A 15,653-nucleotide genomic window follows, 5' to 3' on the forward strand; every position below is an offset into this window, starting at 1 on the left:
GAGTGGTGTTGTCGTCAGCGCAACATAGCAAACCAGGCCTCAACGCCTTAATGCGTAAAACTTCTATCTTTAGTCATAAAACGTCATTGCGACCACACCGCGTCACGTACGTTAATCGCGCGGGGAAACAGGCCCAGCGCGTAGAAACGATCCGCGATTCTCTGCTGCTCCCGAATGATCGCCAGATTCATTGGTTGCGTCTGGTGGCTCCGCCGGGCCAGCGCCAGGCGCAGCGCGCGATCAGACATCCCTAGCTCCCCGGCCAGCAGCCCGGCGGCCTCTTTAGGATGGGCATCAATGTAGCGCCCCGTCTGCTCCAGCGCGGTTACCAGTATTTCTAAAAGGTCTGGAGACTGGTTCGCGAAGTGGCGATCGGCAAGGTAGAACTGATGGTTATTCACCCGTCCTACGCCGTCGGCAATGACCCGGAGCTGTTCCCCTTTTTCTGCCTCGCTCAGCAGAGGATCCCACATCATCCATGCATCAACGGCATTCAGATCGCTGGGCGTGAGCGGGTATTTAGGCGGCGCGTACACAATCCGCACGTCCTCTGGCGTCATCCCCGCCTCATCAAGGATTTGCAGCAGCAGAAAATGCACGTTGGAACCTTTATTTACGGCAATACGTTTGCCTCTTAAGTCTGCCATCTGGTTTATCTGACTGTGCTTAGCCACCAGCAGCGCCACGCTTTGTGGCGCGGGCGGCTCCCAGGCAACGTACACCAGAGAACAGTGACTGGCCTGGGCAAATAAAGGCGGTACTTCGCCGGTGGTGCCAAAATCAATTTCCCGATTGCTCAGCGCATGCAGCAGCTGAGGCCCGGCGGGAAATTCGCTCCACAGGATGCTGACGTTTTGCCCGGCGAGCTGCTGTTCAAGCTGCTGGCGCGCTTTGAGGATGCCAAGGTTGCCAAACTTTTGATAACCAATTCGCAACTCGCGCTCCTGCGCGCCCGTTGTTGACGCGGTGCGAAGGGTTGACGTCAGGCTGCGACGCGGCTTGATGATGCCGTAATGGCCAAGATGCGTACGCAGGCTGTTACGGCTAATCCCCAGCAACGCCGCGGCCTGTAACTGGTTGCCCTGGCTTAGTTCATAGGCATTTCTCACCAGTGCCTCAATGACGCGGGGATAAAGTGGCGTGTCACTGCACTGGATCTGCTGGCGAATAAAATCATCAAGCGCATCCTGCTTTTGTACCCGCCCCGTGCCCGTCACCGTGCCCAGCCGCAGCTGTTGTGGTTCTACCTGCGGTGTTTCACAGAGCAGCACCGCGTTATGTAATGTATTTTCCAGCTCCCGTATATTCCCTGGCCATGAATGGGCCTTGAGCGTTTCCATTGCCTCGTCGCTCAGGCGCAGCTGCGGTCGTCCCAGTCGGCGCGCATAGCTTTGCAGAAAATAGTTAGCCAGAACCGGGATATCCTCACACCGCTGGCGCAGCGGCGGCAAGGCAACGCTGGCGACGTTTAACCGGTAGTAGAGATCCTCGCGAAACCGCCGCTCGGCTATCGCAGTCGTCAGATCGCGGTTCGTCGCGGCAATCACCCGGACGTCAACTTTTACTGCGCGAGAAGATCCCACGCGGGTAATTTCCCTTTCCTGCAGTACGCGAAGCAGTTTGACCTGAAGGGGCAGGCTCAGCTCGCCGATTTCATCCAGCAGTAACGTCCCGCCCTGCGCGGCCTCAAACCAGCCACGATGACGGTCGGTCGCGCCGGTAAATGCCCCCTTCTCATGACCAAAGAGTTCTGATTCTGCCAGGCTCTCCGTTAGCGCACCGCAGTTCACTGCCATAAAGGGCGCATGGCGGCGCGGGCTGTGATGATGCAGATAGCGCGCCATCACCTCTTTGCCCGTGCCGGTTTCACCAATGATTAATACGGTCGCGTCCGTGGGCGCCAGCTGATCCAGAATATGCCTGAACGCCAGGGAAGCAGGGTCAATTAAATCGGGGCCAGCGTGTTGCATAGCGCGTTCCTGCTGAGTGAGTGAGAGAGCGCTAAAGATATCCCTTGTTGCGGCCAGAAACGAGCCGCTGCCCAGCGTGATTTGCTGCAAATACAGCAGCATCCTTCACACATTGCTGCATTTGCAGCAGCAGCCGCCGCCGCAATAAAAACCTATCTTATTGATATTAAAAAATAAAAAACACTTAACCTGTTGGCACGTATCCTGCTTAAAGCTATATAACTGAAAATGAATTTTCTAATTGCCAATTTCAAATATCGTTATAAAGGAATCTGCTAATGCCTGATACCGCTGAAAAAAACATCAATCTTTTTTGGTTCTTACCGACACATGGTGACGGGCGTTATTTGGGAACCACCCAGGGCGGCAGAGCGGTAGACCTGCCCTATCTGCAACAGGTAGCCCTTGCCGCCGATAATCTGGGTTTCTATGGCGTTTTAATTCCCACTGGAAAAAGCTGCGAAGATGCCTGGCTGGTAGCCTCTGCGCTGGTGCCGATTACCAAACAGCTTCGCTATCTGGTAGCCGTCCGGCCGGGATTGCAGCCACCCAGCCTGGCGGCGCGCATGGCGGCTACGCTGGATCGTCTGTCTGAAGGACGTTTGCTGATCAATGTGGTGACCGGCGGCGATCCGGTTGAAAACAAGGGCGACGGCATTTTTCTCAGCCACGCAGAACGTTATCAGGTCACCCGTGAGTTTCTTGATGTCTATTCCCGCCTGCTTAAAGGAGAGAAAGTGGACTATCACGGGGAACATATTCACGTGGAAGGGGCTGAAATTCTCTTTCCACCGGTACAGGCCGAAGGTCCACCGCTTTATTTCGGTGGCTCATCCGATGAAGCGGTTGACGTTGCAGCCCGTCAGGTTGATACCTATCTGACCTGGGGCGAACCCTTAGCGCAGGTTGCCGCTAAACTTGAAGGGGTGCGGAAGCGCGCAGAGGAACGCGGCAGGACGCTTTCCTACGGTATTCGTCTTCACGTCATCGTGCGGGAAACCGAGGAAGAAGCCTGGGCCGCGGCGGATAAGCTGATCGCACATCTGGATGAAGACACCATCGCCGCCGCCCAGAAAATCTTTGCCAGAATGGATTCGACCGGACAGGCTCGCATGAGCGCACTCCACGGTGGCTCGCGTGATGGACTGCGCATCGGTCCCAACTTATGGGCTGGCGTCGGTCTGGTACGCGGCGGCGCGGGTACCGCGTTGGTGGGAAATCCGCAGCAGGTCGCGGAACGGATTCGGGAATACCAGGCGCTGGGCATTGATAACTTTATTCTGTCCGGTTATCCGCATCTCGAAGAAGCACACCGGGTTGCCGATTTGCTGATGCCGCTGTTGCCGCTTTCAACCCCTGCGGGAAATAAACAGCGCACGGTTAATACCGGTCCTTTTGGCGAAACCATCGGAGGCGACCGTCGTCCCGAAAAACAGGCCAGTGCAAGCTAATCAGAGAGGCAGTGTATGTCCGAGCAGCATATTGTCATTGTGGGTGGAGGATTCAGCGGAACGGCGCTGGCCGTTCATCTTGGTCGTCTGGGCGGCGCGGGCCTGCGCGTCACGGTCATCGAACCCCGCGCGCAGTTGGCCCAGGGCGTAGCTTACTCGACCACCGATCCGGCGCATCGCACCAACGTGCCCGCCTCGCGTATGCAACTCGCCGGCGACGAGGAAGGCAGCTTTGAGCGCTGGTTCCGTGCCTCTGCCGCATTTGCCAGGGATGCGGCGGCTGAATGGCACGACGGCACGGTTTTTCCGCAGCGCAGGCAGTTTGGCCAGTGGGTCAGTGAACAGTTTGATGCAGTAAAACAGCATTCTCCTGTTGAGCTGTTGCATGTGCAGGACCGCGCCGTTGCGCTGCGACAAGGTACGGTCAGCACCGCATCCGGTGCGCATCTCGATGCTGATATCGTGGTACTGGCCATCAGCCATCCCGCGCCTCAACTTCCCTCAGCCCTGGCTTCGCTGGCACCTCACCCTGCACTGATTGCCGATCCCTGGCGGGAAGGTGCCCTGTCACAGATTGCGCCTGACGACCGGGTTGCCATTGTGGGTACCGGCTTAACCATGTCAGACATGGTTGCGACCCTGGACCGTCAGGGACATCGCGGGCCAGTCACCGTCTTTTCCCGACGCGGTCAGCTTCCGCGTTCCAGCCTCACTGAGGACAATTTCAGCTGGCATCTTGGTATTGATTTCAGCAAACCTCTGGGCGTTCGCGCATGGCTACGCCGGATCAGACAGGAAATTCGCCAGGCGGCGGCCAGGCACATCCCGTGGCAGGTGGTGTTCGATGAGGTCCGTCACAACGGTCAGGCGATTTGGCAAAGCCTGTCGCTGGATGAACAACGGCGTTTCCTGCGGCATCTGCGGCCATGGTGGGACGTTCACCGTTATCGGATTGCCCCCCAGGTTGGGCAGGTGTTAAAGCACCACCAACGCAGCGGCACACTCAGCGTGCTCGCCGCACGACTGACCGCGGCGGCGGCGTTGCCCTCTGCCGTCAGGCTCAGCCTGCAACCGCGTTCCGGCGGCGTACAGGCGCTGGAGGTGGACAAGATCATCGTCACCACCGGTCCTGCGCATGGCGCGTTGATTGAGCGCGATGCGTTACTCAACCAGCTGGCTCAGGATGGCGTTATTCAGTCCGATCCGCTGGCGCTGGGAATTCATGTCAATGCCCGGTCACAGACGCTAAACCCCCAGGGCCAGGCGAATCCTCATCTGTATGTGGTCGGGCCTGCGGCGCGCGGACGTTTTGGTGAATTAATGGGCCTGCCGCAGGTTGCCACACATGCTGAGGCCGTCGCGCGCCAGTTGCTCAACCTCACTGATGACACGCGTCATGAGCGATGTCCCCTTTCTCTGACTAATTAATTTACCCCCCTTTTTCATCCCAACGAAGTGGGCGGCCCGACAGTGCCGCATCCGCTCAGGAGTTTGCTATGCCTAAACAACGTGAAATCCGCCTTAATGCGTTTGATATGAACTGTGTGGGTCACCAGTCACCTGGCCTGTGGGCGCACCCTCGCGACCGCTCGTGGCAATACAAAGATCTGGAATACTGGACAGATTTGGCGGTCCTGTTGGAACGCGGTAAGTTCGACGGCCTGTTTATCGCCGACGTCTTGGGGATTTACGATGTTTTCAACGGGAATAATGATGCCGCTCTTCGCAGTGCCGCCCAGGTACCGGTCAATGACCCGCTGGCTCTGATTACGCCGATGGCGATGGTGACAAAGCACCTCGGTTTTGGCCTGACCGCATCACTCTCTTTTGAGCATCCCTATCCGTTTGCCCGGCGCATGTCGACGCTGGATCATCTGACCAAAGGTCGGATCGGCTGGAATATTGTTACCTCCTATCTGGAAAGCGGAGCCCGCAATCTGGGACAGGTCAGCCAAACCAGCCACGATGCGCGTTATGACTACGCCGACGAATATCTGCAGGTGGTATACAAGCTGCTGGAAGGCAGTTGGGAGGATGATGCCGTGATACGCGATCGCCAGCGTCATATTTTCAGCGATCCCAATAAGGTGCATCCCATTAATCATCAGGGAACGTTTTTCCAGGTACCGGGCATTCATCTGTGTGAGCCTTCGCCCCAGCGCACGCCTGTGCTGTATCAGGCAGGCGCATCCAGCCGCGGTAAAGCCTTCGCCGCACAACACGCCGAGTGCGTATTTGTTGCCGCGCCGTCTAAAGTGCTGTTGAAGAAAACCGTGGCCGATATACGTCGTCGTGCAGAGGAGGCCGGCCGCGATCCGCGCAGTATTCTGATTTTCAACATGCAAACGGTCATTGTGGGGGAAACCGATAAAGCAGCCCAGGCCAAGTGGCAGGATTACAAACGCTATGTCAGCCATGAAGGCGCACTGGCGCTGATCTCCGGCTGGACCGGCATCGATTTCAGTCAGTACCAACCCGATCAGGTTTTTAAGCATCTGCATACCGATGCCATTCAGTCTGTTGTAGAGAGCTTCTCCACAGCCGATCCGCAGCGTGAATGGACGGTGCAAAACATGGCCGACTGGGTGGGCATTGGCGGCTTTGGTCCCCTACTGGTGGGCAGCACAGAAACCGTTGCCGATGAACTGCAAAGCTGGGTGGAGGAGACGGACGTGGATGGCTTTAATCTGGCCTATGCCCTCACGCATGAAACCTTTGCTGATGTCGTCGATCTGCTGGTGCCGGAACTGCAAAAACGTGGCGTTTATAAACAGGATTACCAACCCGGTACGCTGCGGGAGAAGCTGTTTGCTAAGGGCGCCCGCCTTGAACATCCTCATCCCGGCGCAGGATATCGACGCACAACCTCGGTATCAGGCCGGGTTGTGCCTGCGGAGGCATCATGAAGGGATTTAACGATCTGTTCGGATAGCCCGTCTGCCGCTGAGCAGACTGACACCACGTCCCCTTGCCCGCTTATTTTACCGGATGCGTCACAGCGCACCCGGTATTTCCCTTATCTACAAAAATCAAATTAACTTATTGAAATTAAAGTAATAGTTATCACTTTTTGTTGTTTGTTTACATCGCGATTCCTGCATATAAAGGCGTCACCTGTACAGACAATAACGAGGATAAAATGAGCACATTAAATATCGATGACGATGCCGCGATCCCCTTACCTCACTCAACGCCCATTCGCTCCGTCAGCGACGTTGCAAAGTTGATTAATACGCAAAGTGAGAAAAACAGCTACGCACGCTGGATCGTGTTTCTGGCGTTAGGCGGCGTATTTCTGGATGCCTACGACCTGACCACCCTGTCTTACGGCATTGATGATGTCGTGAAAACATTCAGCTTAACGCCCACATTAACCGGACTGGTCACCTCATCCATTATGATTGGCACCATTGTCGGTAATCTGGTCGGGGGCTGGCTGACGGATAAATATGGCCGCTATTCCGTCTTTATGGCGGACATGCTTTTTTTTGTGGTGTCCGCTATTGCGGCCGGCCTGGCGCCGAACGTCTGGGTACTGATTGGCGCGCGCTTTTTGATGGGCGTTGGTGTGGGCATCGATTTGCCTGTCGCGATGGCCTATCTGGCCGAATTTTCGAAATTCTCCGGAAAGGGGAATAAAGCGTCGCGGCTCGCCGCCTGGTGCCCCATGTGGTATGCCGCGTCTTCGGTGTGCTTTCTGATTATTTTTGGCCTTTACTTTCTGCTGCCTGCAGAGCACCTCGACTGGCTGTGGCGCGCTTCATTGCTGTTTGGCGCAGTGCCTGCCCTGCTCATCATTGCTGTGCGCAGCAGGTTTATGAATGAGTCTCCGCTGTGGGCCGCAAACCAGGGGGATTTAAGCGGCGCAGCGCGAATCCTGCGCGATTCGTACGGCATTCACGCGCACGAAGATAAGCGCGCTGAGCCGGCGGCCAAACCCGTCGCCCAGGCGGTCAGTTTTCGCGTCTTGTTTCAAAAACCTTACCGGGAGCGCACCGTTGTGGCGGCGGTGATGAACGCCTGTATTTCATTCGAATATACGGCGATCGCCTTTTTCCTGCCCTCTATCCTGGCGCAGTTTCTGGGGGCGGGCGTCTTTGAAACGATCTCCGCCTCGCTAGGACTTAACGCGCTGTTCGCCTTTACCGGCGGCCTGCTTGGCATGCGTCTGGCCTGGCGATTTCCGTCACGCCATGTTGCGATTGCCGGATTTGCCCTGCAGTTTATTGCGCTGATCTCACTGGCTCTGATTGGCCATCCTGTTGCAACCTACGGCGTCGTATTTGCCATTTTACTGCTGGGGCTGTGGTTGTTTGCTGAGGGCTTTGGGCCAGGAGCGCAGTTAATGATCTATCCCGCCCTCTCCTATCCCACGCACATTCGGGCCACCGGCGTCGGTTTTAGTCGTTCCGTCTCGGGCATCGGGAGCGCGCTGGCGCTGTTCATTCTGCCCATATTGCAGGCGGCTTATGGCACCAATATGTTCTGGATCGTGTCACTAGCCGCCCTCATTCCCATCATTTTCCTGTTAGTCGTCCGGTTTGAACCCACTCGTCACGATATCGATGACCAGTCAACACACGGAGAACACCATGTCTGAGCCCGATTACACCTCACTGGCGGCGCGTTTCCGCCCCATCTTTGCCCGCATCGCCGAAGGCGCTGCCGATCGCGAACGGAATCGTACCCTGCTTCACGAGCCGGTTCGCTGGCTGAAGGCGGCGGGTTTTGGCACGCTGCGTATTCCACAAGCAAACGGCGGATTGGGTGCCTCGCTGCCACAACTGTTCCGCTTACTGACCGAGCTGGCAGAAGCGGATTCTAACCTGCCTCAGGCGCTGCGCGCGCACATGGCCTTTGTCGAGGATCGTCTTAACCAGCCCGACAGTGAGGCGCGCCAGCGCTGGTTTAATCGGTTTATCGACGGTGATATTGTCGGGAGCGGCTGGAGTGAAACAGGCAGCGTTCGATTAGGAGACGTGAATACGCAGGTGTCGCCCGCCGCCAACGGCTGGCGGCTTGAGGGCGAAAAATTTTACAGCACCGGCACGCTGTATGCCGACTGGATTGATGTCTACGCTAAGCGTACGGACAACCAGCGCGATGTCATTGCGGTGGTCAGTACACATCAGGATGCGGTAGTACGGGAGGATGACTGGGACGGATTTGGTCAACGTCTTACCGGTAGCGGAACCACGCGTTTTCATCAGGCCGTTGTGGAACCTGCCCATGTCTATGATTTCAGCGAGCGCTTCCGATATCAAACCGCCTTCTATCAGCATGTCTTACTGGCGACGCTGGCCGGGATCGGCCGGGCTATCGTGCGGGACGTGTCACAGGGCGTAGCAAACCGAAAACGAATCTACAGCCACGGTAATGCCCGTCACGTCAGCCAGGACGTGCAGGTCTTACAGGTGGTGGGACAGATCAGCAGTTGGATATGGGCAACAGATGCCGCCGTGCAGCGGGCCACGCACGCGCTGCAACAGGCTTTTGATACGCACATTCAGGGACAAGATGAAACGCAGATTCATGCCGCCAACGTCCAGGCAGAAGTGGAGGCTGCGAAGGCGCAGGTCGTGGCCGTGGATTGGGTGACGCGTGCGGCCAGTGAGCTGTTTAACGCGCTTGGCGCGTCAGATACGCGAGTGAGTAAAGCGCTGGACCGTCACTGGCGCAATGCCCGAACGATTGGCTCGCACAATCCGGTGATCTATAAAAGCCGTAACGTGGGCGACTGGGAAGTCAACGGGCGCGATCCTACCTTTATCTGGCAAATCGGCAGCGGCGAATAGCGCCCCATAACGGAGATAAAAAACCCGGCCGAAGCCGGGTTTTGGTCGCTACATGACTCAATCGAACGCTAGCTGTAAGCATGCAAAGTGCGCTGACACAGCGCGGAACGCACGCAATCCTCTTTGCCAAAACGGACAATGCCCACCATCTCGTCCTCTTCAAAACGCGCCAGCGCGTCCGCGAGACCAGAAGGCACCCCAGCGGGCAAATCGCACTGGGTTATATCGCCGTTAACAATCACCGTGACGTTTTCGCCAAGGCGGGTCAGAAACATTTTCATTTGCGCAGCGGTAACGTTCTGCGCTTCATCGAGAATCACCACTGCATTTTCAAAGGTACGACCGCGCATATAAGCAAAGGGCGCGATTTCAACTTTGCCAATTTCGGGACGCAGACAATATTGCATAAAGGATGCGCCAAGACGTTTAACCAGAATGTCGTAAACCGGGCGGAAATACGGGGCGAATTTTTCTGAGATATCCCCGGGAAGGAATCCCAGATCTTCATCCGCCTGCAGCACCGGGCGCGTAACGATAATCCTGTCGATATCCTTATGAATCAGGGCCTCTGCCGCTTTCGCAGCACTAATCCAGGTTTTGCCGCAGCCTGCCTCGCCGGTAGCGAAGATAAGCTGTTTTGATTCTATGGCGTTGAGATAGTGCGCCTGAGCTTCATTGCGGGCTTCAATCGGAGCACGATCGCGCACATCGCGCGCCATGCCAATCGAGTCCAGCCCACCCATTTGCACCAGCGAAGTGACCGATTCTTCTTCACGCTGACGATGACTGCGGGAGTCATTGCGAAGCACTCGTCTTGCTTCTCGACGCGCTTTGATCACTGCTTTCTGTCTTCCCATAGTGGCACCTTACAGTTGGTTTCATTTCCCGCTCAGGCAACAAGCCCGATGCGATTACGTGAACGCTTTAGAGGTTTCAGTTGGCTTCCTTTAGAGCCGTGACAGGCCATGACGATTGATATCCGGCAGCAAAACAGCCAGGCCGTATACCGGTAAAAAAGGAGTGAGGTTGAAAAGAGAAAACACATTGCGGTGTAAAAGCGGTTGAGGAAGAAACCTCCTCACGGGTAAATGCGATATTTTTTACTGCTGAACGGCTGTAAAAACATCTATCCATGCGCGAACTCCAGTGTGAGACATCAACACGCCCGATTACGCTTTCATAGTAAAGTGAACCATCTTATTGGTATTTTGCAACAGTATTTTCACTTTATTGAAAAATAAATATTCAACCGTGCGTTATCGCCAACCTTACTTAAATTAAATTACGCAAGTATTACAGAGAGTTAGTTTATTTTTCAATGCGGCATCAACGGTTTAAAACGGAGCGCGAAAAAACAGGCGGGAGATAAAAAACCTGAGACAGAAATACGGCACACTGGGCGGTCAGGCACAGAATGCCGTGATTAAAATTTAATCAGCTTTCAAGTAAGGACTGGCCCAAATAATGATTTTCATTGATAACGCCGGGTAATACAAAAAAGTATCCGCCGCCAAAGGGACGTATATACTCTTCCAGCGCTTCACCATTCAGACGGTTTTGTACGGTCAGAAAACCCAATTCTAAATCATGTTGATAACAAACAAACAGCAAGCCCATTTCCATCTGGCCTGACGCTGAAATACCCGCCGAATAACTGTAGCCCCGGCGCAGCATCAGGCTGCTTTCGGTCGCAGGCGTGCGCGGGTTCGCCAGCCGAATATGCGCATCCAACGCAATGACATCGCCATCAGGATCCTGGCGATAATCCGGCACGTCGTGCTCGTTTTTCATGCCCAGTGGTGCGCCGCTTAATTTCTCGCGACCAAAGATCGTTTGTTGCTCACCCAATGGCGTGCGATCCCACATTTCCACATGAAAACGGATCAACCTTACTGCCTGATAACTGCCGTGACGGGCCCACGCGGGTTCCGCCTGCTCTTCCGTTACCCACAGCAGCTTATCCATCAACGCCATGTTATGCGTATCGGGATTGGCCGTGCCGTCTTTAAAACCCAGCAGATTAATAGGCGTTTCTTTTCCCGCGCTGCGCGCGGCATGATCGGAAATAAAACCTTCCCGTCGCCAGCGAATGCCGAGCAAATCGGGCGTATGTTTCACCACATCACGGAGTGCATGAATCACCGTGTCCTGCGTGTTAGCACAGATTTGCAACAGCAGATCGCCGTGGCACTGATTTGCATCCAGAGAGTCGTTAGGGAAACGGCTCATGGCCTGCAGTTTAGCCGGCTTAAGCGCCGCCAGACCAAAGCGCGAATCAAACAGGGAATGACCGACGGAAACCGTCATCGTCAGGTTGTCCGGGGCAATCTCGGCGCCCAGAATGCCTGAATCCAGCGGCGGCAGCTGTGGGTTGGTCACCGCGGGCGCCATCCCGCCCCGGGTCAGAAACGCGATGCGCTGCGTAAGCAGTTTGAACAAACGCTGCAGTTCCTGCTTATCGCGGGTCAGCACATCGAACGCGACCAGCATCATTGACGCCTGCTGTGGCGTCGTAATGCCGGATTGATGCACGCCATAAAAGGGCTGCACTTGCTGACGCGCGTTCGGCGTTACCGTGCCGGGCGAAAAGCTGTCCGGGTTTTCGGCGGCCGCGGCATGAAACGGACAACCACCGCTGACGGCCGCCGCGCCGCCCAGCATCCCCAGTCCTTTCAATAAACGGCGGCGCGATGGCTGGCTTAACGCCTTATCCTTATCCATCATCAATCCAGGCCTAAGGTGCCACGCAGCAGAGAAAGATCTTCCGCCAGGGCAGTAATCGGCCCTTTCAGCGCGGTTCGATCGGCTGGCGTCAGTTTTTCATACGATTCATAACCCTGACCGCTGCGGTATTTATCCAGAATCGCGTCAACTTTCGCGAAATTGGCATCCACTTTTGCCAGAAGCGCTGGATTTGCCTGCTTCAGGACGGGGCGCAATAGCTCGACAATTTTTTGCGCGCCATCCACGTTCGCCCGGAAATCCCACAGGTCGGTACGGCTGTAACGATCTTCTTCGCCGGAGATTTTACTGGAAGCCACTTCTTCGATCAGCCCTGCGGCGCCGCCCACGACCTTGGCCGGGGGGAACGCCAGCTCGCTAACGCGTTTCTGCAAATCGCGCACGTCGTTGTTTAACTGCTCGGCATAGCCCGCCATATCTTTGGTGCTATTATCGGCAAACAACGCTTTCTCAAGCCGGTGAAAACCGGTGAATTTCGGGTCTTCAGCCTTTTTCTCATAATCATCTTCACGGGCGTCAATGCGACCATCCAGATCGGAGAACAGCTCAGCTATCGGCTCTATACGTTCGTAATGCTGGCGCGTGGGGGCAAACAGCGCTTTGGCTTTTTCGATATCTCCGGCTTTCACTGCATCCGTAAAGGCCTGGGTTCCCGCCACCAGCTGGTTGACTTCGTCCGTCACGTAGGCTTTGTAGGCGTTGATTGGACCCGCCAGCTGCATCAGTTCTGTTTTACCTTTCTGCACGTTTTTGCCCGCGCCGCCCTGGACAATCAGCTTGCCTTTCGGATTCGTCAGCAGGCCGCAGGTCATTTCATATTCGCCCGCTTCAAGGTTGGCGGTCAGTTTTTGACTGAAGCCGGGCGCAATATTTTCGCGCTCCTCAACCACCATCACCCCTTTCAGGATTTCCCATTCCAGCGCCTTTTGGCTGTTGTTTTTGATCAGAAACTGAGTCTTGCCCGCCTGAACCGTCAGTGACATCGGTTCACACTGCTTGTCCGTGACACTCACGCTAACCTGTGGAATGGCTGCAGCCAGTGTGGAGCCGGAAACCGCCAGCAGCGAAGCCAGCACCGCGTGACGACGAAAACGCTTCTTCATATTTTTCCCTATTCAGTCAGAGGCGCGCCTGACGCGCCTGGTAAACGCGTTAGCGCGCAGCGGCTGAGGTTCCAGCACGTGCAGGCATAACAAACAGTAATAATGCCGGAATCAAATAAAGCAGCCAGACGGCCACTTCACTTACGCTGGGGGCTTCCTGATAACCCAGAATGCCTTCAAGCAGCGTGCCAAACAGTGAATGGGTCGATAAGGTGTTACTCATATCGAAGGCCACCTGCTGAAAATGGTTCCACAGCCCGGCTTCATGAAAGGCACGGATAGCGCCAGCTGCCAGCCCCGCGGCCACCAGAAGAATAAAAAGGCTGGTCCAGCGGAAAAAGTGCGCCATATTCAGACGAACCCCGCCCCAGTAGATCAACATGCCCAGCACAACGGCCGTCGCCAGGCCAAGCACGGCCCCCAGCGGCGGCGCATAACCGACGTCCTGAGTGAAGGCGGCCAGTAAAAAGAACACTGACTCCAGCCCTTCCCGGGCGACGGCAAGAAACACCATCAGGACCAGGGCCAGGCCGCCCCCGGCTGATTTCTGTAAAGCCTGATCGACCGCCTGCTCAAGTTCCAGCTTGATATTGCGCGCCACCCGGCGCATCCAGAACACCATTGAGGTCAGGATGACGACCGCGACCACCGCAACAATGCCTTCAAAAAGCTCTTGCTGCTTCTGAGGAAACTCCCCTGTGGTTTGGTTGATGACGATGCCCAGCGCAAGGCAAAGCGCAGCGGCAATAAACACACCCGCCCACATGGCAGGGAACCATTGTGTGCGCTGCGTCCTTTTCAGGTAGCTGGCAATAAGGCTCACGATGAGCGCTGCCTCCAGGCCTTCACGCAGCATGATGAGAAAGGGAACGAACATCGCCGACCTCTTGAATGTTAAGCAGCGTCAATGGGACGTAAATTTACGTAAAAACGAACGATACCGATTATCATTACCACTCAGAAAAAAACAAGTTCCTCCGTGAAATAATTTCGTAACTGTCTGTGCCAGACGCAGGCCAAAAAAAAGCCCGCCCTTTACAGGGCAGGCTTTTCAACACGTTCACGCCTTATTTAGTCTGGAATTCTGCCTCGGCAGCATCGAAGCGTTCAATGGCCGCTGCAGAAGGTTCCCGGCCTGCCAGGCTGAAGACCACAATGGCGATACTGGCAAAAATAAAGCCCGGAATGATTTCATACAGGCCGAGCCAGCCATACTGTTTCCATACCAGTACCGTGACCGCACCGACAATCATTCCCGCCAGCGCACCGTTGCGGTTCATGCGTTTCCAGCACACGCCAAACAGGACTACCGGTCCAAATGCCGCGCCAAAACCGGCCCATGCATAGCTGACCAGGCCTAACACCCGATTTTCGGGATTCGACGCCAGCGCGATGGCCACTAACGCTACCAGCAGCACCATGAGGCGCCCTACCCAAACCAGTTCTTTCTGGCTGGCATTCTTGCGTAAAAAGCCTTTGTACAAATCTTCCGTCAGCGCACTGGAGCAGACCAGCAGCTGGCAGCTGAGCGTGGACATGACCGCCGCCAGAATGGCAGACAGTAAAATACCGGCAATCCACGGATTAAACAGAATACGTGCCAGCTCAATAAAGATGCGCTCTCCATTCTGTGAAACGCCCGCAGCCAGAGAAGGATTATTGTGGAAATAGGCGATCCCAAAGAAGCCCACGGCCACCGCGCCCGCCAGACAGAGAATCATCCACGCCATGCCGATACGGCGCGCGGTACGAATGGAACGATGTGAATCCGCCGCCATAAAACGTGCCAGGATATGAGGCTGACCGAAATAGCCCAGTCCCCAGCCCAGCAGTGACAGCACGGCCACGAAATTCAGGCCTTTGAACATATCCACGTTTTCAGCATTTTTGGCCTCAATCACCGCCATCGAATCGCTCCAGCCACCCACGGCGATAACCACGATGACTGGCGTCAGGATCAGCGCGAAGATCATCAGGCTGGCCTGAACGGTATCCGTCCAGCTCACCGCCAGGAATCCGCCCACCAGGGTATACAGAATGGTGGCGGCGGCACCGGCCCAGAGGGCGGTGGAGTAATCCATACCAAAGGTGCTTTCAAACAGACGCGCGCCCGCTACCACGCCTGATGCGCAGTAGATAGTGAAAAACACCAGAATCACCACGGCAGAAATGACCCGCAAGATTTTGCTGCGATCTTCAAAGCGGCTGGTAAAGAAGTCAGGCAGCGTCAGGGCGTTATCATGATGTTCCGTCTGAACCCGTAAGCGCCCCGCGACAATCTTCCAGTTAAACCATGCACCAATAATCAGGCCAATGGCGATCCAGCTTTCAGAGATACCGGAAAGAAAAATGGCACCCGGCAATCCCATTAGCAACCATCCACTCATATCGGAGGCTCCAGCGGACAGCGCAGTCACGACACTGCCCAGGCTGCGTCCGCCCAGAATATAGTCGTCGAAGTTTTTCGTTGAGCGCCAGGCAATAAAACCGATAAGCACCATCCCAAGGATATAAATTAAAAAGGTCACCAACATTGGCGTACTTACTGTCATTTGTTTCTCCGTTATTATCCGATCTCTTGAGAGAAATCTT

11 protein-coding genes are annotated in these 15,653 nt (G+C 55.6%); 5 read left to right on the top strand and 6 right to left on the bottom strand.

The window, feature by feature from the left end; genetic code table 11:
* Positions 1 to 83: 83 nt before the first annotated feature.
* Entirely contained in the window at positions 84 to 1,970 is a 1,887-nt protein-coding gene (locus tag DFO57_RS06255) for an aliphatic sulfonate ABC transporter substrate-binding protein (RefSeq protein ID WP_026020924.1), read from the bottom strand.
* A 278-nt stretch (positions 1,971 to 2,248) separates the two neighbouring features.
* Between DFO57_RS06255 and ssuD the strand changes: the two genes are divergently transcribed.
* From ssuD to DFO57_RS06280, 5 genes are all read left to right on the top strand, one after another.
* Positions 2,249 to 3,421 carry an FMNH2-dependent alkanesulfonate monooxygenase gene (gene ssuD, locus DFO57_RS06260; protein WP_013026120.1) on the top strand — a complete coding sequence of 391 codons (1,173 nt, stop codon included), beginning with the start codon at positions 2,249 to 2,251 and terminating at the stop codon, positions 3,419 to 3,421.
* Positions 3,422 to 3,436: 15 nt separating this feature from the next.
* On the top strand, positions 3,437 to 4,849 hold the full coding sequence (locus DFO57_RS06265) for an FAD/NAD(P)-binding protein (protein ID WP_110015180.1): 1,413 nt from the start codon (positions 3,437 to 3,439) through the stop codon (positions 4,847 to 4,849).
* 68 nt (positions 4,850 to 4,917) lie between these two features.
* On the top strand, positions 4,918 to 6,327 hold the full coding sequence (locus DFO57_RS06270; protein WP_013026122.1) for an LLM class flavin-dependent oxidoreductase: 1,410 nt from the start codon (positions 4,918 to 4,920) through the stop codon (positions 6,325 to 6,327).
* 233 nt (positions 6,328 to 6,560) lie between these two features.
* Positions 6,561 to 8,021 carry an MFS transporter gene (locus tag DFO57_RS06275; RefSeq protein WP_014593915.1) on the top strand — a complete coding sequence of 487 codons (1,461 nt, stop codon included), beginning with the start codon at positions 6,561 to 6,563 and terminating at the stop codon, positions 8,019 to 8,021.
* Positions 8,014 to 9,216: an acyl-CoA dehydrogenase family protein gene (locus DFO57_RS06280; RefSeq protein WP_072136866.1), complete on the top strand. Its 1,203-nt coding sequence runs from the start codon at positions 8,014 to 8,016 to the stop codon at positions 9,214 to 9,216. Before DFO57_RS06275 ends, DFO57_RS06280 begins: the two co-directional genes overlap by 8 nt.
* 68 nt (positions 9,217 to 9,284) lie before the next feature.
* Here the strand turns inward: DFO57_RS06280 and phoH are convergent, their stop codons facing one another.
* The 5 genes from phoH to putP all read right to left on the bottom strand — a co-directional run bounded on the left by phoH (position 9,285) and on the right by putP (position 15,613).
* Positions 9,285 to 10,073, bottom strand: coding sequence for a phosphate starvation-inducible protein PhoH (phoH, locus tag DFO57_RS06285; protein ID WP_013026125.1), 789 nt, complete (start codon positions 10,071 to 10,073; stop codon positions 9,285 to 9,287).
* Between the two features lie 577 nt (positions 10,074 to 10,650).
* Positions 10,651 to 11,940 (bottom strand): iron uptake transporter deferrochelatase/peroxidase subunit, encoded by a 1,290-nt coding sequence (gene efeB, locus DFO57_RS06290; RefSeq protein ID WP_014605589.1) that lies wholly within the window; start codon positions 11,938 to 11,940, stop codon positions 10,651 to 10,653.
* On the bottom strand, positions 11,940 to 13,061 hold the full coding sequence (gene efeO, locus DFO57_RS06295) for an iron uptake system protein EfeO (protein WP_013026127.1): 1,122 nt from the start codon (positions 13,059 to 13,061) through the stop codon (positions 11,940 to 11,942). The genes efeB and efeO overlap by 1 nt, the downstream gene beginning before the upstream one ends.
* A 49-nt stretch (positions 13,062 to 13,110) precedes the next feature.
* Complete coding sequence (gene efeU, locus DFO57_RS06300) at positions 13,111 to 13,938, bottom strand: iron uptake transporter permease EfeU (RefSeq protein ID WP_013026128.1); 828 nt, start codon at positions 13,936 to 13,938, stop codon at positions 13,111 to 13,113.
* A gap of 190 nt (positions 13,939 to 14,128) precedes the next feature.
* Positions 14,129 to 15,613, bottom strand: a complete 1,485-nt coding sequence (gene putP / locus DFO57_RS06305) for a sodium/proline symporter PutP (RefSeq protein ID WP_022623275.1) — start codon at positions 15,611 to 15,613, stop codon at positions 14,129 to 14,131.
* Between the last annotated feature and the right edge of the window lie 40 nt (positions 15,614 to 15,653).

Source organism: Pantoea sp. AG702, from assembly GCF_003182295.1.
In the GTDB taxonomy this organism is placed as follows: domain Bacteria; phylum Pseudomonadota; class Gammaproteobacteria; order Enterobacterales; family Enterobacteriaceae; genus Pantoea; species Pantoea ananatis.

Coding starts and splice junctions, on each gene's coding strand:
- DFO57_RS06255 (WP_026020924.1), bottom strand. CDS start 1,970: ATGCAACACGCTGGCCCCGATTTAATTGACCCTGCTTCCCTGGCGTTC.
- ssuD (WP_013026120.1), top strand. CDS start 2,249: ATGCCTGATACCGCTGAAAAAAACATCAATCTTTTTTGGTTCTTACCG.
- DFO57_RS06265 (WP_110015180.1), top strand. CDS start 3,437: ATGTCCGAGCAGCATATTGTCATTGTGGGTGGAGGATTCAGCGGAACG.
- DFO57_RS06270 (WP_013026122.1), top strand. CDS start 4,918: ATGCCTAAACAACGTGAAATCCGCCTTAATGCGTTTGATATGAACTGT.
- DFO57_RS06275 (WP_014593915.1), top strand. CDS start 6,561: ATGAGCACATTAAATATCGATGACGATGCCGCGATCCCCTTACCTCAC.
- DFO57_RS06280 (WP_072136866.1), top strand. CDS start 8,014: ATGTCTGAGCCCGATTACACCTCACTGGCGGCGCGTTTCCGCCCCATC.
- phoH (WP_013026125.1), bottom strand. CDS start 10,073: ATGGGAAGACAGAAAGCAGTGATCAAAGCGCGTCGAGAAGCAAGACGA.
- efeB (WP_014605589.1), bottom strand. CDS start 11,940: ATGATGGATAAGGATAAGGCGTTAAGCCAGCCATCGCGCCGCCGTTTA.
- efeO (WP_013026127.1), bottom strand. CDS start 13,061: ATGAAGAAGCGTTTTCGTCGTCACGCGGTGCTGGCTTCGCTGCTGGCG.
- efeU (WP_013026128.1), bottom strand. CDS start 13,938: ATGTTCGTTCCCTTTCTCATCATGCTGCGTGAAGGCCTGGAGGCAGCG.
- putP (WP_022623275.1), bottom strand. CDS start 15,613: ATGACAGTAAGTACGCCAATGTTGGTGACCTTTTTAATTTATATCCTT.